Source organism: Phycisphaerae bacterium (assembly GCA_028714855.1).
Taxonomy (GTDB): Bacteria; Planctomycetota; Phycisphaerae; order Sedimentisphaerales; family Anaerobacaceae; genus CAIYOL01.
The window spans coordinates 19055-35719 of record JAQTLP010000011.1; the positions used below are offsets into that span (position 1 = coordinate 19055).

Annotated in this window: 19 protein-coding genes; 10 read left to right on the forward strand and 9 right to left on the reverse strand. The window is 48.1% G+C overall.

What is annotated here, in order from left to right:
* The first annotated feature begins 8 nt into the window (after positions 1 to 8).
* From PHG53_09135 to PHG53_09155, 5 genes are read left to right on the forward strand one after another with little or no spacing between them, the layout of a single operon-like run.
* The gene (locus PHG53_09135; protein MDD5381780.1) at positions 9 to 512 is read left to right on the forward strand and encodes a Na+/H+ antiporter subunit E; all 504 of its coding nucleotides are present in this window, start codon (positions 9 to 11) and stop codon (positions 510 to 512) included.
* Between the two features lie 17 nt (positions 513 to 529).
* Positions 530 to 787: a cation:proton antiporter gene (locus PHG53_09140; protein ID MDD5381781.1), complete on the forward strand. Its 258-nt coding sequence runs from the start codon at positions 530 to 532 to the stop codon at positions 785 to 787.
* Positions 780 to 1118 (forward strand): monovalent cation/H(+) antiporter subunit G, encoded by a 339-nt coding sequence (mnhG, locus tag PHG53_09145; GenBank protein MDD5381782.1) that lies wholly within the window; start codon positions 780 to 782, stop codon positions 1116 to 1118. The genes PHG53_09140 and mnhG overlap by 8 nt, the downstream gene beginning before the upstream one ends.
* Before the next feature lie 29 nt (positions 1119 to 1147).
* Positions 1148 to 1762: a 4Fe-4S binding protein gene (locus PHG53_09150; GenBank protein MDD5381783.1), complete on the forward strand. Its 615-nt coding sequence runs from the start codon at positions 1148 to 1150 to the stop codon at positions 1760 to 1762.
* A gap of 7 nt (positions 1763 to 1769) precedes the next feature.
* On the forward strand, positions 1770 to 2267 hold the full coding sequence (locus tag PHG53_09155; GenBank protein ID MDD5381784.1) for a hydrogenase 3 maturation endopeptidase HyCI: 498 nt from the start codon (positions 1770 to 1772) through the stop codon (positions 2265 to 2267).
* 196 nt (positions 2268 to 2463) lie between these two features.
* Here PHG53_09155 and PHG53_09160 read toward each other — a convergent pair whose 3' ends face one another.
* Positions 2464 to 2970: a hypothetical protein gene (locus PHG53_09160; GenBank protein ID MDD5381785.1), complete on the reverse strand. Its 507-nt coding sequence runs from the start codon at positions 2968 to 2970 to the stop codon at positions 2464 to 2466.
* Between the two features lie 198 nt (positions 2971 to 3168).
* Between PHG53_09160 and PHG53_09165 the strand changes: the two genes are divergently transcribed.
* The 4 genes from PHG53_09165 (at position 3169) to PHG53_09180 (ending at position 6270) form a co-directional block, all read left to right on the forward strand.
* Positions 3169 to 3810, forward strand: coding sequence for a hypothetical protein (locus PHG53_09165; GenBank protein ID MDD5381786.1), 642 nt, complete (start codon positions 3169 to 3171; stop codon positions 3808 to 3810).
* Positions 3811 to 3850: 40 nt separating this feature from the next.
* Positions 3851 to 4978: a rhomboid family intramembrane serine protease gene (locus tag PHG53_09170; GenBank protein ID MDD5381787.1), complete on the forward strand. Its 1128-nt coding sequence runs from the start codon at positions 3851 to 3853 to the stop codon at positions 4976 to 4978.
* A 146-nt stretch (positions 4979 to 5124) separates the two neighbouring features.
* Positions 5125 to 5325, forward strand: coding sequence for a cold shock domain-containing protein (locus tag PHG53_09175; protein ID MDD5381788.1), 201 nt, complete (start codon positions 5125 to 5127; stop codon positions 5323 to 5325).
* Positions 5326 to 5712: 387 nt separating this feature from the next.
* The gene (locus PHG53_09180; GenBank protein MDD5381789.1) at positions 5713 to 6270 is read left to right on the forward strand and encodes a hypothetical protein; all 558 of its coding nucleotides are present in this window, start codon (positions 5713 to 5715) and stop codon (positions 6268 to 6270) included.
* A 297-nt stretch (positions 6271 to 6567) separates the two neighbouring features.
* Here the strand turns inward: PHG53_09180 and PHG53_09185 are convergent, their stop codons facing one another.
* The 8 genes from PHG53_09185 to PHG53_09220 form a co-directional block, all read right to left on the reverse strand.
* Positions 6568 to 7848: a M48 family metallopeptidase gene (locus PHG53_09185; protein MDD5381790.1), complete on the reverse strand. Its 1281-nt coding sequence runs from the start codon at positions 7846 to 7848 to the stop codon at positions 6568 to 6570.
* A gap of 16 nt (positions 7849 to 7864) precedes the next feature.
* Positions 7865 to 8422, reverse strand: a complete 558-nt coding sequence (locus tag PHG53_09190) for a LemA family protein (GenBank protein ID MDD5381791.1) — start codon at positions 8420 to 8422, stop codon at positions 7865 to 7867.
* 45 nt (positions 8423 to 8467) lie between these two features.
* Positions 8468 to 9505, reverse strand: coding sequence for a galactose mutarotase (locus PHG53_09195; protein MDD5381792.1), 1038 nt, complete (start codon positions 9503 to 9505; stop codon positions 8468 to 8470).
* Positions 9506 to 9643: 138 nt separating this feature from the next.
* Positions 9644 to 11050: an L-fucose/L-arabinose isomerase family protein gene (locus PHG53_09200; protein MDD5381793.1), complete on the reverse strand. Its 1407-nt coding sequence runs from the start codon at positions 11048 to 11050 to the stop codon at positions 9644 to 9646.
* A gap of 18 nt (positions 11051 to 11068) precedes the next feature.
* The gene (gene araD, locus PHG53_09205) at positions 11069 to 11758 is read right to left on the reverse strand and encodes an L-ribulose-5-phosphate 4-epimerase AraD (protein MDD5381794.1); all 690 of its coding nucleotides are present in this window, start codon (positions 11756 to 11758) and stop codon (positions 11069 to 11071) included.
* A gap of 11 nt (positions 11759 to 11769) precedes the next feature.
* Positions 11770 to 13455 carry a ribulokinase gene (locus PHG53_09210; GenBank protein MDD5381795.1) on the reverse strand — a complete coding sequence of 562 codons (1686 nt, stop codon included), beginning with the start codon at positions 13453 to 13455 and terminating at the stop codon, positions 11770 to 11772.
* A 5-nt stretch (positions 13456 to 13460) separates the two neighbouring features.
* A complete protein-coding gene (locus PHG53_09215; GenBank protein MDD5381796.1) occupies positions 13461 to 15221 on the reverse strand; it encodes a sodium:solute symporter in 1761 nt (586 codons plus the stop codon).
* 96 nt (positions 15222 to 15317) lie between these two features.
* A complete protein-coding gene (locus PHG53_09220; GenBank protein MDD5381797.1) occupies positions 15318 to 15704 on the reverse strand; it encodes a zf-TFIIB domain-containing protein in 387 nt (128 codons plus the stop codon).
* Between the two features lie 176 nt (positions 15705 to 15880).
* On the opposite strand from PHG53_09220, the gene PHG53_09225 reads away from it, so the two are divergent.
* Positions 15881 to 16663 (forward strand): amidohydrolase family protein, encoded by a 783-nt coding sequence (locus PHG53_09225; protein ID MDD5381798.1) that lies wholly within the window; start codon positions 15881 to 15883, stop codon positions 16661 to 16663.
* Positions 16664 to 16665: the final 2 nt, after the last annotated feature.

Sequence of the window (16665 nt, forward strand, 5' to 3'; positions counted from 1 at the left end):
TTGAACTTATGAGGCGTCTGGTTTATTTTATTTTAGGATTTATTATCTGGATTATCTGGACTTGGCCTTTTGTTGACGGCAAAATTGATATCATGGTTGTGGTAGCTGGATTGATAGCTGCTGCCGGCGTTGCGGTTTTGTTCCATGAGATGTTGCCAAAAGAGCACCATGTGTTTTTGTCGCCGCTGCGGCTGTTTTGGTTTTTGGTGTATGTGCCGGTATTTTTCTATTATATGGTAAAAGCTAATTTCGATGTGCTTTATAGGGTGCTTCATCCTGCGATGCCGATTAAACCAGGGATTGTAAAAATAAAAACCAGTCTAAAGACCGGCTCCGGTATTACTGCTCTTGCCAATTCAATAACCCTGACGCCGGGTACTATGACGGTTGATTTAACCGATGACGGTTTCTTGTATATCCACTGGATTAACGTCCGGTCTGGTGACATCGAGCAGACAACAAAAAATATTGCCGGCGTATTCGAATGGTTTATCAAAAGGATTTTTGAATAAAAAAAGAAAGAAAACTTATGATAACAGTATTTTATATCGGCTTATTTCTATGTTGTTTTTTGTGCCTGTATCGAATCGGTCGAGGCCCAACCGCGCCGGATAGAACCGTGGCTATTGATATATTGGGCATAGTCATAGTTGGTTTTTGTGCCCTCATCGGAGTGGAGACGGGAAAGGATTTTTACCTGAACATCGCGCTTGCGTGGGCGCTGTTAAGCTTTATCGGTACTATCGCATTAGCAAAATTCCTGGAGGGCAGAAGCTTCGATGAGTGAGATTATTGGATACATATTGATAACAATTGGGATTTTCTTTGATATAGCCGGCTGTATAGGTTTGGTCCGTTTGCCCGATGTTTATAACCGCTTACAGGCCTCAACAAAATGTGTAACTCTCGGTACTATTTTACTTTTGATTGGCGTCGCCTTGGTCAGTAATGTAGCGGCCTTGAATGCCAAAGCTATAATCTGTGCTGTGTTTATACTGATAACCTCGCCTACGGCCGCACATGCAATCGCCAAAGGCGCTTACGCTTCCGGCGTAAAACTGTGGGAGAACAGCGTTGTCGACAAATACGGAAAGGACATCGGCAAGAAAACGAAATAATATTCAGCCCAGAATACAGGAGTTTGAAATTGCGTTTACCAAAGTTAAGAGAATTGAAAGAAGCAGTAACGGCGGTTTTATCCCCGCGTTTTACTACCAGATTCCCCGCTAAGCCGTGTGTCGTGCCGGCCAATTATAGAGGAAAACCCGAGTTTGACCTCGACTCTTGCATTGGCTGCGGTGCATGTGTAAATGCTTGTCCGACTCCCGAATGCTTAAGCATGGTCGATGACTTGGAAGCGGACCCGCCCGTAAGAAAAATAACCCATCGGTATGATACCTGTATCTTTTGCGGCAATTGCGAGGCCAACTGCACAACGGAAACGGGCATAAAGCTCTCAAAAAAATGGGACTTGGCCACGCTGAATAGAAATGACACCATCGAAACTCACGAATTTGAGTTGCAGTTATGTGAGAAGTGCGGCGAAGTAATAGGAACGAAAAAACACCTCATCTGGCTTTATGAAAAACTCGGCCCCTTGGCCTACACCAACCCTTCATTGCTGATTGCCAAAAGCGGTCAGCTTCATACAAAGCCGCAGGATATTCAGCCTCAGTCAAAATCCGACGGGTCGCCCGAAACAAGTGATTTTATGCGAATCCTGTGCCCAAAGTGCAAATGTGAGCTGAATATCCAATTGTAAAAATGCTATGGCCACCGCCAAACAACTCTTCGAGCAGCTAAACAAACTTCGCGGCTCTAAAACAGTTTTAGTTGGAATCGGCAATACCTTAAAAGGTGACGATGGAATTGGTCCGGTTGTCTGTCAGCAGCTCCGACAGGCGATAGTCTCTGCCGAATTGATTGATGCCGGCACCGTTCCCGAAAATTATATCCAGCGGATTATAAAGAAGGCGCCGCAGAATCTGCTTATTATTGATGCTGTCGACTTCCAGGCCGCACCGGGAACGATAGAAATATTCAGGCCTGAGCGGTTAAACTCATTTGTTTTCTCAACACATGCTCTTTCGCCGCGTTTGTTTGCCGAAATGATTACCCAAAGCATTAAGGTAGATGTGTGTTTTGTTGGTATTCAGCCGGCGCACACTCGGCTGGGCGACCCTATGTCACCGCAGGTATGTCAGGCGGCTCAGCAGCTGACGCAAATGTTGATTGACGTTTTCCCTCCGATACAGCCAGCCCCGTGACTTGCTAACTACTTGTAATCCTCGATTTCAGATCGAAATCGAGCCATAACCTGTTGTCGGGAATGTGCTTACAACCAGTCTTTGGGATTACGAGTCCGCCGCTCTACCGTTGAGCTGCAAGCCCTTACTGCAATTGCCCAAATTATAGCCGCGAATTTCTGGCTTATCAAAAGCAAAAATACGCAAGAATGTTTGTTTACCTGATTGTTTCTTCGATTGCTCGTGCCACGATGTAGTCCGGCAGCTTCCCGAGAGCAGGTTTGTCCTCGTAAGCGGATATAATACTCCCATCTGGGAAAGCCCCGACTTCTTTAATTAGCTCATCGGTCAGTTCCCATATTCTTTCTTCCGTCATCTCAACTTCTGCTTTGGCACGCGCAGCTTCCACCAAGACCTCAAATTCCGCCCGGCTGTCGTACCAGTTCAGCTGCATCTCCAATTCAGCGGCCTCCTGTGCCCTGATGCGGTCAAAGGTATATTGAATCCCAATCGGATTGTAGGTTTCCAGCCGTTCATCCACAAAGGCCAAGCACGCATCCATATACGCAGCGTATTTTTCCTCATCAAAGTTCCCGAATCCCTGTTTTGTAATCTCCTCCTTCAGCAGCTTTTCTATCCTCGCTGCTAAAACTTTCTTATTGGCTTCCAGACGCTCATACAGGGCTTCGTAGTACGCCTTCAAAAGTATGTTTGTTTCGTTCATCTCTCTTTCCTTACGAATGGGCTTGGCTTATGCCGATTTAACCTTAATTAGTTACACCAGCGGTATATTGTCAAGCTGAAATTTGTTCTAAGCTGCGGGGCAAAAAGTAATAAAATATCGTTGGCTATCAGCCGCTTTTAGTGTAAAATAGGTAAAAGATGCTTGTTTAGGTTTTGGAATAAAGATGATGAGGGACGTATGATGAAGAATCTTGTTTACGGTATATTAGCTGTTTTAGCGGTAACGGCCTGTGCATCCACGGCGGCGCCTGAACCGGCTATCGTGCAGGGGCCGGATGATTGGACGATAGATGTAACATTTGGGCACCCGCAGCAAATCGTATTACAGTTGGATGGTGACAAGCAATCGAAGCGATATTGGTACACGATAATAACGCTTACCAACAAGACAAGTCGCGATGTCGATTTTTATCCGAAGTGCGAGCTGATGACCGATACTTTGCAGGTTATACCGGCTGGCAAAGATACCCCGGCAGCGGTTTTTGAGCAGATAAAAAAGCGTCACGAGCGCAAGTTCCCGTTCCTCGAATCTCTGGAAAATGCCGATAACAAAATACTTCAGGGTGAAGATAACACCAGAGATATCGCCGTCATCTGGCCTGATTTTGACCCTGACGCTAAGGAAATAAAAATATTTATAGCCGGTTTGAGCAATGAAACAATCGCTCTTGACCATCCGACGGCCAAAGACGAAACAGGTAAGCCGGCCAAAATTTATCTGCGAAAAACTCTCGAATTAAGCTATAAGATCGGCGGCGACGCGATTTTCAGGTCCAGGACCAAGCCGATTTACCAGAACAAACGCTGGGTTATGAGATAAGAAACAGCCGAAGTAACTCTCTTCCAGAGGAGTCTGAGGCATGTTTGTACCTTACGCTGTAGATGCTCCGTTTGATCGCCAGCCGGTGGCGAACTGGCTGGTAGTGGGGGTGATATTCTTGGTGTTTGTCCTTCAGGTGGCAACTTCCGAAAAGCAGGCATCCGAAAAGTCCCAAAAGGGAATTGATCGCCCGGTAGAAGACGTGCTCAGAGTAAGGACAGATGCGGAGGAAGCTGCCGCAAAGCAGGCGGAAAAAGAAGAAAAACCGGTTTTTACCGGGCCGATGGCGCGGTTTGTCTTGGACGGCTGGGGGACAGGTTTGTTCACATATAGTTGGCTGCACGGCGTCGGCATCAAGGGCTTTGTCAGGGTGATAGGTAATTTGATTTTCCTGTGGGCTTTTGGTAATGCCGTATGCTCCAAACTGGGCAATAAACTCTATCCGTCAATTTATCTCGGGTTAGGATTGCTGGCGGGGGTAATTCACTTGGCTATTGGTTCCGGCCAGGCGTTGGGGGCGGGCGCGGTTATATGCGGTATCGTGGGAATGTATATCGTGCTTTTCCCGGAGGATTCGATGAGCTGTTTCGTTTTACTGCCGCGCCCGATGGCGGTAAGTGTTTCAGGTTGTTGGATGGTTCTTCTTTGGTTTGTTTTTGATATCCTCGAGGCGTTATCGAGCGGCCAAAGCATAACGTATTATGCCCATATTTTGTGCGTGGGGGCAGGGGGGGGGCTGGCGATACTGATGCTGAAGAAAAATTGGCTGGTAATGGAAAGCGACGAGAAGTCGATTTTGCAGATGTTCTCGAAAAAGGAAAACGAGGAAGAACTAGATAAAGAGGGGGAAAAGAAAGGCGAAAAACAGGAGTCGAAAGATTCGCAGACAGTTGAGAAACAATTGACGACGGCTGACGGAGCAAAAGCCGAGCTGAATCCCATAAGCAGCGCGAGCCATTTTCCCGCCGGTGGCGATAGCCGCGTAGGCCAGCCGGCGCCGGCCGCCGCCTTGCAGCAGAAAACTGCTCCCGTGGTGGAAAAACCTCAGGACGATTTTATTCGGTTCAAATGCGAGTGCGGACATAGAATCAAATTGCATAAAAAAGACGCCGGCAAGGCCGGCCGATGTCCCAAATGCTCAAGGTGGCTTGAAGCTCCGAGACAATAGTTTTTTGTTGACAGGCAGCGGCTGTAATTGGTAAAGTCGGGCCGTTATTGAGGAGTATACTTTCATCCCTCGAAGGCATATTCCTATGAAGAAAATATGAGGGAACTTGCATTGCTTGGCCAATAAAGGCCTAAGGAGAAGATATTTTGGAAACAGGTAAAGTAAAATGGTTTAACGAAAGAAAAGGATATGGTTTTATCACTCCCGACAGCGGCGGTAAGGATTTGTTTGTCCATCACTCCAACCTCGCGGAAGGAGCAACGTCTCTTAATGAGGGCCAGGCGGTGGAGTACGAAGCCGCGCAGGGGCAAAAAGGCCCTGAGGCAACTAAAGTCAAGCCCGTCTAAGCGAACTGCGTATTTCAACAACTGAATGAGAAAACCATCGGCCCTGCCCAATAGCGGGGCCTTTTTTATGCGATGTTGTGTCTTTCAGTTCAGCCATCTTTTTTATTTGCTTTGTTGCTTTGCTCCTGCGTAACACTAATACTCCTCATGACGGCTTCCGGAAACAACAGCAACTTTCCCTTGATTTTTCCCCCAAAATATGTTAAAATACCCCCCAGTTTATCAGTAGATAAACACACGTGTCCCGCCCCTCCAAGGGGCGGGATTTCAGCCCAGCAGGGCAAGTCTTCAAGCCAGCAGGCCCAAGTTTGTATCCCGCACCAATTGAGCTTAGCTCACGACTATTCGGTGCGGGGAATAACTAACAACTAAATGGAGACCTTTACAATGTCCACCGAATCCCAACTTCTCGCCAACCGTCTTAACGCCCTAAAATCTACCGGCCCCCGCACCATCGAAGGCAAGGCCGTCGCCTCTCAAAACTCTATCAAGCACGGCCTGTTGGCTGAGTGCGATGTAATCACCTCCGAAAGCCAGGACGACTTCCGTCTATATCGTCAGCAGTTGCTCGATGAGTTAAACCCCGCCAGCCCTATGGAATCCATCCTCGCAGAGCGCATCGTTACCCTCTCTTGGCGATTAAAACGTGCTGGCCGCTTCCAGAACCAGGCCATCGACACCTTGAACGCCGACCAGACTAACGACCCGTTTAAAAAACTTACCCAATCCTTGTCTTTCAACTTCCCCGGCAAATCACCGAGTAGTACTGACAACTCCAACTGCGAACTGCCCCTCGGCCGTTTGGCCGTAAAAGATTTCGCAGATGCTCGAGTCCTTGAACGCCTCTTAATGTATGAACGCCGGCTGGAAAGCAGTCTCTACAAAACCCTCCTCGAATTCCAGCGCATAAACATCGCCAGAAAATTAAAAGACGAGGGCTTCTAAAATGCTTTTAAACATCCGTGTTAATTTAGATAACTTATACTCAATTTTCCGTTTGGGATTTCTTATTTTGGTAATTGGGATTTATTTGAAATTTGATATTTGTCTTTTGAAATTTTCCTCTTCCTTGTGTCTTAGTGTCTTTGTGGCAGGAAATTCAATCAATCAAAACAACAAAATTATGCAAAACGAACCCAATTTTTCAAAAAGTCAAATGTTTATAACCTTATTAAAAACAACGAGTTACAGTGGAAAAATGAAATTGGACACTTGGTTAAAACGAACCCAAACGAACCCAATTTATTTGGCAGGCAAATCGATAATTCTTTTACACCTTGGGCATTGGACCTTGTCGGATTTGAAGTTAGGCGGGATTTTCAATTTCAGGCCGCACAGGCAGGTCAGGAAAACGAACTGGTTTATTTTCCGCATAATATCGCCGACCTGGCGCATCTGTTCGGTGCGCTGTTTATCTTTGGCTTCGGCGCCGGCCTGTCGCAAGGCGATATCCTCTTTGGTCAAGGCGGCGGCGGGGACGATTGTTTTATGATGCGTTATGCGAGTGTAAGAGTCGGAATAATCCTTGAAAGACACGCCGCTGCTCATACTGCGGAGGATTTTGATTCTCTCTGAAATCGGCGGGTGCGTGCTGGTCAGATCAGAAAGTTTCATACTCCTGGCTTTCTTAAAGGGATTGACGATATACATCGGGGCGGTAACTTTATTGGCGGCGGCCAACTGCGGTGACGGGTCGCCGGCGATTTTTTCAAGCGCGCCGGCGAGCCCTTCCGGGTAGCGCGTGAGGCGCGCGGCGCCGGCGTCGGCGAGATATTCGCGCTTTCTTGAGAGCGCGAAATACAACAGATAGGCCATTATGGGCGCAACGATAGCGGCGATTATGGCAATTACGAGCATAATCAACTGTGCCTGTCCGGCGTTTTTGCCGCCGGATGAATACCGGCGCCGAGAACCCATCGAGCTATAAAACATACTTCGCAAAAAAACCTGCGATATTAATACAATCGAGCCGAGCATTATTCCCGCGAGCGTAACGTAAAGAATATCACGGTGGAGGATATGGCTCATTTCGTGTGCGATGACGCCCTGAAGCTGGTCGCGATTGAGCCGGCCCAGCAGACCCGCGGTTACCGCTACCGAGGCGGACTTGGGGCTTCGGCCCGTGGCGAAGGCGTTCGGGGCGGGGTCGGGTATGAGATAGACTTTGGGAATCGCGGGCAGGCCGGCGGCGATTTTCATCTCCTCGACCACGTTGAACAACTGCGGGTACTCGTCGTGGGTGACAAGCTTGGCGTTGCTGGCATTGAGAAGGATGTGGTCGCCGGATGAGAAGCTGACTATCATCAGGATAAACCAGAGTGTTGCAGCGAAAGCCATTCCCCAAAAACCGGCATAATTGGTTTGAATCACCCGAGGCGACTGCATTTGTTGTCGCGGCATCAGGAAACCACCGGCAGGGTCGAAAATCGAGCCGATGACGTAACCCAGCAGTAACAGAACAACTACCATCAACGCCATCAGAATGACGGAGTTTCTCTTATTGGCCCTAATCAGTTCCCACATTGTTATTTTCTAACCATCAAGAAAAGCTTACCTTCGGGACTTCACGCTCGGTAGAGCTTTCAAGCTCGAAGAAATCCCGTTTGCTGAAGCTGAACATATTCGCAACCATGTTGGAGGGGAACATCTGGGTCTTGTTGTTGAAAAACAGGACCTGGTCATTGTAGCTCTGACGGGCAAAAGAGATTCTGTTCTCGGTGCCGGTCAACTCTTCCTGGACAGCGAGGAAGTTTTGATTGGCCTTGAGGTCGGGATAATTCTCGACGACGAGCATAAATTTGCTGAGTGCCTCGCCGAGAGCGCCTTCGGCCTTGGAGGCCTCGGAGACGGATTTTGCGCCCATAGCCTTACTTCTGGCTTCGGTTATGGCTTCGAAGGTGCCGCGTTCGTGCTGCATGTAGCCCTTTGCGGTTTCGACAAGATTGGGAATCAGGTCGTGCCTGCGCTTGAGCTGGACGTCAATCTGCGACCAGGAGTTGTCGACCTGGTTGCGAAGTCCTACAAGTGAGTTGTAAATGCCTATTACGAAAACAATGAGCAAAACAAGGGCAGCGGCTATAACGATTAGTGGTGTCATAACTTTTCTCCTTTAGCGAACAGTTTTAAATCTTAAACCAAACGGCTATCGTGCAAGAAACTTATACACGGTCAGCTGCGTATATTTTTCACCCGGGGTTAAAACAGTAGAGGCGAAATTAGTTTTGTTGGGCGCATCGGGGAAATGCTGCGCCTCGAGACAGAAGCCGGCGTGCTTGTTATAGACGGCGTCTTTTCCCTTGAGGGTGCCATCAAGGAAGTTTCCGGAATAGAACTGAAGGCCCGGCTCGGTGGTGAAAACTTCGAGAATGCGGCCGGTCTTCGGCTCATAGACCGAAGCCGCCGGCGCCAGCGAACCATTGGAGCTATTAAGGACATAATTGTGGTCGTAGCCGCCTTCGACTTGTTTTATGCGTGAGCCGATGGTCATCGGCTTGGTGAAATCCCAAGGTGTGCCTTTTACAGCTTTTATTTCGCCGGTCGGTATGAGGGTCTTATCAACTGGGGTGAAATGGTCGGCGAAAATCTGCATCTCGTGTCCGAGGACGTCGCCTGAATTGTAGCCGGCGAGGTTGAAGTAGCTATGGTGTGTGAGATTGACAACGGTGGCTTTGTCGGTTTCGGCTTCGTAGGTAATCTTTAACTCGTTCTTGTCTGTCAGTGTGTAAACGACTGTGCAGGAGAGGCTGCCGGGGTAGCCTTCTTCACCGTCACGACTTTTGTAAGTCAGTTTCAGTGCGGGGCCTTCTTTGGTTTGCTCTGGTTTTGCGCTCCATACAACCTTGTCGTATCCTTTTTTGCCGCCGTGGAGATGATTCGGGCCGTCATTCGTTGCGAGGGTGTAGTCGACGCCGTCGAGGGTGAACTTGCCTTTGGCGATACGGTTTCCGAAACGGCCGATTAACGCGCCGAAATAGGGGGATTTTTTGGCGTAATCGTCAACGCTGTCGCAGCCCAATACGATGTCGGCAAATTTTCCGTTGCGGTCGGGCACCTGAAGCGACGTTACAATACCACCGTAAGTTATGATTTCGGCTTTCAAGCCGTTGGCGTTGGTCAGGGTGTATAAATCAACGCTTTTTCCGTCATCTGTTTTTCCAAAGAACTGTTTTTTGATGTCCATCTTTTTTTCTCCACATTTAGTAGGTCCATTACAACCGAATACAAATAATACTGCAACAGCAGTTAGAATTGAAACATACCTGGTTTTCATTTAGTTTACTCCTTAAACTTTTCGAGATTCGGCTCTTTGCATAGTGATTTACCTGTGACGATAAACTTCCCAGCCCATATAGCTGCCGAGGGCTTCGGCAATTGCGTCAGCTTTTTGGCATATATTTACGGCAACGTGATGCTCAAAGCCCATCCTGCAGATGTACCGTAAAAGATTCTGGAGGTTGGGGATTCTCATTACGCCGAAGCCGCCGAAGGTGTCGAGTTTGTCATTCGTGAACTGGCCTTCGCCCGTATATGCACTAATAACGCCGCTTGTGTCATCGGTAGTGGTTCTGCAGAAGGTCGCCTCATTAGGAGCTATTCTGCCGACGACCGTACCGTAAGTATTTTCCTTGCCTACCGTACCTGCGATTATCTCCTGATAATCCATCTTGGCATTTTTGAAAAATGACAGGGGGATATTGCTGCAATGGAACAAGACGCACTTGTCGGGGTCGTCGGCGTAGTTATTGTTCCAGTCCAGAATCGCACTTGGTGTGCCGCCTGCCAGCTGGAGAATATACATCCCCAGCAAGCCTGTAATATCAACTTCGCAGGCGCTCGGTGTCAGAGATTCACTCATCATGCTCATAAGCGTACAGGGTACTATTCCGAAGAATTCCTCGAGACTGGTCCAGCACTGAACAGCAGTGCCGTTAATTTCGTTGTCCTTGATCCATCGGTCTAACACTACGCCGAATTTGGCCATCTTCAAAAGGGCATCGGCAGGAATTGATTTTGCTGGAATATATTTCCCGATAGCACTTAGCTTGGCTTTAACAGCTCTATCATTGTCGGAGAGCAATTCAATCTTTCCAAGGACTTCAGATAAATCCAGTGTTTCTACTGTAATGTCTGAAAGAGCCAGGAGTTTTTCGCTGTAGCGGACGGTGTTAAAAGCCGCCGGCCTGGCGCCGATGGCGCCAAAACGCACGTTTTGAAGACCTTTGACGATTCGGCAGACGGAAGCAAAATCATCGATGTCTCTCTTGAATTCAACCGATGCAGCTTTAACAGTATGTGATTTTGTCAAAGTATAAGGGATACCAGCCTGCCTGAGATTATTGCAAACGCTGATTTTACCGCAGAAAGAATCCCGCCTGTCGGCTATGGTCATTTTACCCGAAATATCCGGCTCAGCCTGAATTAAAATTGGCACCTTAAGCCCTGAGCGTTTGATTGTTTCTGCAACACCTCTCTCGTCACCGAAATTAGGGAGCGTTACAATTATGCCGTCGATATTTTCGGAGTTCTTCGCAAAAAGGGCGGCGCATTTTTTTGCATCGGCAAAAGTTTCAATGGCACCGTATTTTGCATCCTGCATTGACAGAGACACCGTGTTGAAATCGTTTTTCTTAAGGACGTCGAGTATCTCTTTGCGTCCCGATTTCGCCAGGTAGTCTGGGAAAAACCCTCTGTTGCCGACGATAACACCGAAGGTGGTTTTCTTCATTTCCGTTCCTTTACGAAATTATTTTTGTCCATAATAAGCATCTTTGCCGTGTTTCCGCAAGTAGTGTTTGTCCAGGAGCACCTTATCAATCTGACCTTGTTTCGGATTGATGTTTACAGTTCCCAGGGCTATCTCTGCTATTTGCTCAAGCACGACGGCGGCTTCAACGGCATAAGCGGGGGTTTTGCCCCACGTGAATGGGCCGTGGCTTGCTACCAAGACGGCCGGGGTCTGCATTGGGTCTAAACCGGCGAATCTTTTAACAATGGCCTTGCCCGTGTTCAGCTCATAATCGTTTTTTATCTCGTTAGCTGTCATTAGTTTGGTGACCGGTATCGGGCCATAGAAATAATCGGCGTGGGTGGTTCCGAAGCAGGGTATTTCCCGACAGGCCTGTGCCCACATAGTTGCATAAATAGAATGTGCGTGACATACGCCTCCGATGGTCTTGAAATTTCTGTAAAGCTCAAGATGGGTCGGCGTATCAGATGAAGGTGCGAGACTGCCCTCGACGATATTTGCGTCTAAATCAAGCAATACCATTTTGTTGGGGTTGAGCTCGTCGTAAGGGACGCCGCTCGGCTTGATGGCTACTACGCCGGTGCCGCGGTCTATTCCGCTTACGTTGCCCCAGCTATAAATTGTCAGCTTTTGTCTATTAAGCTCGATATTAGCTTCGCAGACTGCTTTTTTTAATTCCTCATGCATTTGAATAACTCTTAACAATTCACTTTGTCTTTTATATCCAAGAGATATTTCATTACATTTGCCATTTTGCCTGAATAACTCTCCAATCCGAAGCCATCGTGCAGTTGTTTGTACAATAAATAGAGCTGTTTGTAAACCTTGTGGTTTTCGGGATTAGGCCTGTAGGCGGTATCTTTCATTCCGCACATAGCGGCCTGAGCATCGGCGAAATTGTCGAAGCCGCCGGATTTTTTCCCAGCCGCTACCGCACCGGCTATGGCTGAACCGAGGGCGCAGGTCTGAGCAGAGCGGGCTATTTTCATTTCTCTGCCTATCACGTCAGCATAAATTTGCATCAGCAAAGGGTTCTTCTCAGCTATTCCGCCGCAGTTGATGACCTCATTAATTTTGATGCCGTATTCTTCAAATCTGTTAATGATGGTCAGAGCGCCGTAAGCAGTTGCCTCAATCAGCGCCCGGTAAATCTCCACAGGAGTCGTATGGAGTGTCTGGCCCAGCAGCAGGCCTGTCAGCCGCTGGTCAACAAGTATCGTTCTGTTTCCATTGTTCCAATCGAGGGCCAGCAGGCCAGATTGGCCCGGTTTTAGTTTTGCGGCCTCTTTGGTGAGGGCTTTATGCGAGCTTGCTGTGGGACCTCCCGGCTGAATATAATTTACGAACCAGTTGAAGATGTCACCGACGGCTGATTGGCCGGCTTCGAGTCCCCAGAAGCCGGGCAGGATTGAACTGTCGACTATTCCGCATATACCCGGAATGTCGGCTAAATCTTTATCAGCGGGCCAGACCACCATATCACAGGTGCTGGTGCCGATGATTTTCACTAATTTGCCGGTGCTTATTCCCGAGCCTACACCGCCCAGATGAGCGTCGAACGCGCCCATCGCCACCGGTATTCCTGCTTTCAGACCGAGCTTATTCGCCCAATCTTTCGTGAGGTTACCTGCCTTTTGGTCAATGGCGTATGTTTTGTCGCCTAAAGTATCACGGAGCTTTCCGAGTTTCGGGTCGAGCTTTGCGAGGAAATCTTTGGCCGGGTATCCGCCCCAGTTGTCGTTGAACATAGCCTTGTGACCGGCGGCGCATCTGCAGCGTTTGATTTTCTGCGGGTTTGTGGTTCCTGTCAGCAGCGCCGTCATGAAATCGGCGTGCTCAACCCAGGTATAGGCGGCGTCGAAAACTTTAGGGTCAGCACGAAGGCAATGCAGAATCTTACTGAAGAACCATTCCGACGAATACGTTCCGCCGCACTTGGCCAGATATTCGGGGTGCTCCTTCTCAGCCAGTTCTGTAATTTCAGCAGCCTCGGCGTGGCCGGTATGGTCTTTCCACAGCCAGGCGTGGGCGTTGGGATTCTTTTTGAATTCGTTCAGCATCGCCAGTGGTGTTCCGTTATTATCAACCGGCAGGGGGGTTGAGCCGGTCGTATCGATGCCGATACCTATGATTTGACCTGCATCGAATTTCTTAACGGTTTTCTTCGCTTGAAGTATGGCCTTTTTAATCGTAACTTCCATACCTTTTACATAATCCGCGGGGTTTTGCCTCGCCAGGTTGTGGTCGGATTGGTCAAGAATAATACCGGCTTCGCCTGTTTCGTATTCGTGCACGGCGGTACCCAGCTCGTTGCCGTTAGTAACGTCAACTATCAGGCATCTTACTGAGTTAGTTCCGTAATCTAAACCAATCGTATAGGCCATAGATACTACCCATTAAAGTATAGATATGCAGCAAGAATCAGAACCAGCACTGCTATAGAAACCGCAACATCGGGCCAGCCCCAACTGCCTCGTGACAGACGGCGATGCTCATCGTTAAGCGTACCATATGTCAAGCCGCTAATCCGTTCATAGGATGGTATAGACGTCAACCAACTAACCGCTATCATCACAATCACACAGACAATGAATATCAAGAGACTGTAGTATTGGAAATAGATGTTGCTAATAATCCAAAGGAATGAGTCTTTCTGGTACTGAAACCCTTCAACCAGCTTGAGAGGGGTATCAACAGCCAAACGAAATGCGCCCAGCAGAAAACCGATGATCAGCGCAGACAGGCACCCTTTGCTGTTCAGCCGTTTGCTGAATACCCCCAAAAAGAAAACCACAAATATCGGCGGGGCAAGGTATCCCTGGACACTCTGCAGATAGTGGTATAGTCCCTTGGCTCCCTGAATCACAGGCACCCAAAGCAAACCAATAATTACCATAACAATGGTAGCAATACGACCCATCCAAACCAGTTTATGCTGGGAAACATTGGGCCTGAGTTTCGAATAGAAGTCCATTGTGAATAAGGTCGAGGAGGCATTAAAAACACTCGACAGTGAACTCATCAGGGCAGATAACAAACCAGCCACAACAAGACCTCTCACGCCCGGAGGAAGTATGTGCTTAACTAATAAGGGGAAAGCTGCTTGGCATTTTTCACCGTCAATTTCTCCGGCTGTATACAAAGCCTGCTGAAGCTCTGCAACCCTGCCGCTCTTGGCCAATGCGAAGCATATCATACCGGGAATAATGAATATGAACACCGGCGAAAGCTTCAGAAAGGCCGCCCATATGCTGCCTCGTCGTGCCTCACGCTCATTCGGTGCACCCAACGCACGCTGAACGATATACTGGTCCGTGCACCAATACCACAACCCAATGATAGGGGCACAGAAAAGCATTCCAAGCCAGGGGTAGTTGCCATTGAAGTACCACGCGATTTTTGTCTCGCTCATCACCGGCTTCCAGGTACCTTCCATCCCAGCAGGTATAAGCGGTTTCCACAAATTAAACATATCCGAGCCGCAAACCTGTCGCAATTCTTCCCAACCACCAAGGGCCTTAAGGCCGAATATAGTCACTACCGCCGAGCCGATTACAAGCACAGCGGTTTGAACTGTATCCGTATAAACTACAGCTCTCAACCCGCCCAGAACGGTATAAATTCCAGTGAGAATGATTACAAGAAACGAGCCAATCCAGAAACTGTCCATCACTACAAATCCTAAATCAAGGTGCACTTCCGGAAGAAGCGTTCTAAAAACGATACCACCTGCGAAGACACCAACCGCTATCTTAGTCAGCACGTACCCAACCAGTGAAATGACCGAGAGCACCAAGCGGTTGGCCGGAGAAAAACGGCGCTCGAGGAATTCGGGCATCGTGAACACCTTGCTGCGAGCATAGAACGGAACAAACACCCACGCCAGAACCAGCAGGCACCAGGCGTGCAGCTCGTAATGAGCCATAGCTACGCCATCAGTACAGCCTGAGCCCGCAAGACCAACTAAATGCTCGGAACCGATGTTCGACGCAAAGATGGAGGCACCTATAACCCACCATCCAAGGTTTCTGCCGGCAAGAAAATAGTCGTCAGCAGTGTCCCTGTTTCTCAGGATAACCCACCAGACAACGGCCAAAATGATACCAAAATACATACCGATCGCAATCCAGTCCAATGCTTCTAATCCCATTTTTTTCTCCTTGTGTATTAAACCTTAGGACTTTGCAACAAACAGTATTAAGCACTCTCCGAAATTTGCGGAGCCGAATATCAAGAGAAACAGAAATTACTCGGGGAAAATATCAGCTAACAACTTTTGAATTTTATTGTCTTTATCCAATTTTGCTCTATCTAAGGTATTTTGCAGTTCTCCATGGTCAAACCACAGGCCATCACCTATGGCGCATTTGTCTATTAGCATAGGCGGCGTGGACGGGCCAACGACGATTTTTTGCATTTTTTTCAGACATATAGGGCATTTTCTCCGTTTTTCAGTGCAGCTGGAATCAATTTTGAGGGAATCGAGCAATTGTTTGGTCTGCTGTGAATTGCCAAGCAGAAGTTCCAGTTCGCCGGCGTCGAGCCAGATGCCGCCGCAGTCGGTGCAATAGTCAACTTCGACCTCGGCAAGCTCGAGGACAATCATCGCGTTTTTACAAACCGGACAATCCATAAAGTATTCCCTGCTTGATTGTAATAAGGGAATCTAAGCAGTCGGAGTATACTATATTTATCGCGTCTTTAGGTCAAGAAAAACCCGAATAAAGAGAAAAGATTTGCACTTGACGCAGCCGATATAATTGATTATTGCTAATTGATTATTATTCGATACATTAAAGGTACCGGAATATGATAGTTGATTGCCATACACATATAAATTGTGCCGCAAAGAATGTCGAGGTCTCCGAACACTTAGCAGCGGCGGAGACGGTAGATATCTGTATAGTATTGCCTACCCCGGAAGATTCAAGTGAAGATGCCAACGAAATAGTATCTGATTACGTCGGCAAACATAAAGAAAAGATGGTTGGCTTTGCGGTTGTAGAGCCTACCAAAGATAAAATAAACGTTAAAAATCTGTCTGCTTTGACGGATAAGCTGGGGCTTAAGGGGATGGTTTTATACTGTTCACAGTGCGGTTTTCATCCGGCCCACAGCAGGGCGATGAAATTCTATGAATCGGCACAGGAACTTGGGCTTCCTGTTTTCTTTCATAATGGCGGGGCTTTGGGACCTGAGGCCGTTTTGGATTACGCCCAGCCGTATCTTTTGGATGAGGTCGCAAGAGAGTTTAGCGCCTTGAAAATCGTCATCGGGACTATGGGGTCTCCTTTTGTCGAGCAAACATTGTCTATGGCGGCCAAACATAAAAATGTCTATGCGGATTTGACGATAAAGCCCAGCAATGTCTGGCAGGTTTATAATATGGTAGTAGCGGCACACGAATGCGGGGTAATGGATAAGTTGTTGTTCGGCAGCGGCTTTCCGTTCGGCAAAGCTAAAGAATGTATAGAAACGCTGCTCAGCTTTAATAAGCTCCTGGCTGACACAAATTTGCCGACGGTTCCGCGAGATAACATTCAGAGTATCGTCGAGCGTGATACTCTGGAGGCGCTCGGGATAAAAAAGTAACC

Excerpts from the sequence above, each read along its gene's own strand:
- PHG53_09220 (MDD5381797.1), bottom strand. The coding sequence starts at position 15,704 with ATGGATTGTCCGGTTTGTAAAAACGCGATGATTGTCCTCGAGCTTGCC.
- PHG53_09135 (MDD5381780.1), top strand. The coding sequence starts at position 9 with ATGAGGCGTCTGGTTTATTTTATTTTAGGATTTATTATCTGGATTATC.
- PHG53_09165 (MDD5381786.1), top strand. The coding sequence starts at position 3,169 with ATGATGAAGAATCTTGTTTACGGTATATTAGCTGTTTTAGCGGTAACG.
- PHG53_09180 (MDD5381789.1), top strand. The coding sequence starts at position 5,713 with ATGTCCACCGAATCCCAACTTCTCGCCAACCGTCTTAACGCCCTAAAA.
- PHG53_09225 (MDD5381798.1), top strand. The coding sequence starts at position 15,881 with ATGATAGTTGATTGCCATACACATATAAATTGTGCCGCAAAGAATGTC.
- araD (MDD5381794.1), bottom strand. The coding sequence starts at position 11,758 with ATGCATGAGGAATTAAAAAAAGCAGTCTGCGAAGCTAATATCGAGCTT.
- PHG53_09190 (MDD5381791.1), bottom strand. The coding sequence starts at position 8,422 with ATGACACCACTAATCGTTATAGCCGCTGCCCTTGTTTTGCTCATTGTT.
- PHG53_09170 (MDD5381787.1), top strand. The coding sequence starts at position 3,851 with ATGTTTGTACCTTACGCTGTAGATGCTCCGTTTGATCGCCAGCCGGTG.
- mnhG (MDD5381782.1), top strand. The coding sequence starts at position 780 with ATGAGTGAGATTATTGGATACATATTGATAACAATTGGGATTTTCTTT.
- PHG53_09200 (MDD5381793.1), bottom strand. The coding sequence starts at position 11,050 with ATGAAGAAAACCACCTTCGGTGTTATCGTCGGCAACAGAGGGTTTTTC.
- PHG53_09140 (MDD5381781.1), top strand. The coding sequence starts at position 530 with ATGATAACAGTATTTTATATCGGCTTATTTCTATGTTGTTTTTTGTGC.
- PHG53_09160 (MDD5381785.1), bottom strand. The coding sequence starts at position 2,970 with ATGAACGAAACAAACATACTTTTGAAGGCGTACTACGAAGCCCTGTAT.
- PHG53_09185 (MDD5381790.1), bottom strand. The coding sequence starts at position 7,848 with ATGTGGGAACTGATTAGGGCCAATAAGAGAAACTCCGTCATTCTGATG.
- PHG53_09210 (MDD5381795.1), bottom strand. The coding sequence starts at position 13,455 with ATGGCCTATACGATTGGTTTAGATTACGGAACTAACTCAGTAAGATGC.
- PHG53_09195 (MDD5381792.1), bottom strand. The coding sequence starts at position 9,505 with ATGGACATCAAAAAACAGTTCTTTGGAAAAACAGATGACGGAAAAAGC.
- PHG53_09215 (MDD5381796.1), bottom strand. The coding sequence starts at position 15,221 with ATGGGATTAGAAGCATTGGACTGGATTGCGATCGGTATGTATTTTGGT.
- PHG53_09155 (MDD5381784.1), top strand. The coding sequence starts at position 1,770 with ATGGCCACCGCCAAACAACTCTTCGAGCAGCTAAACAAACTTCGCGGC.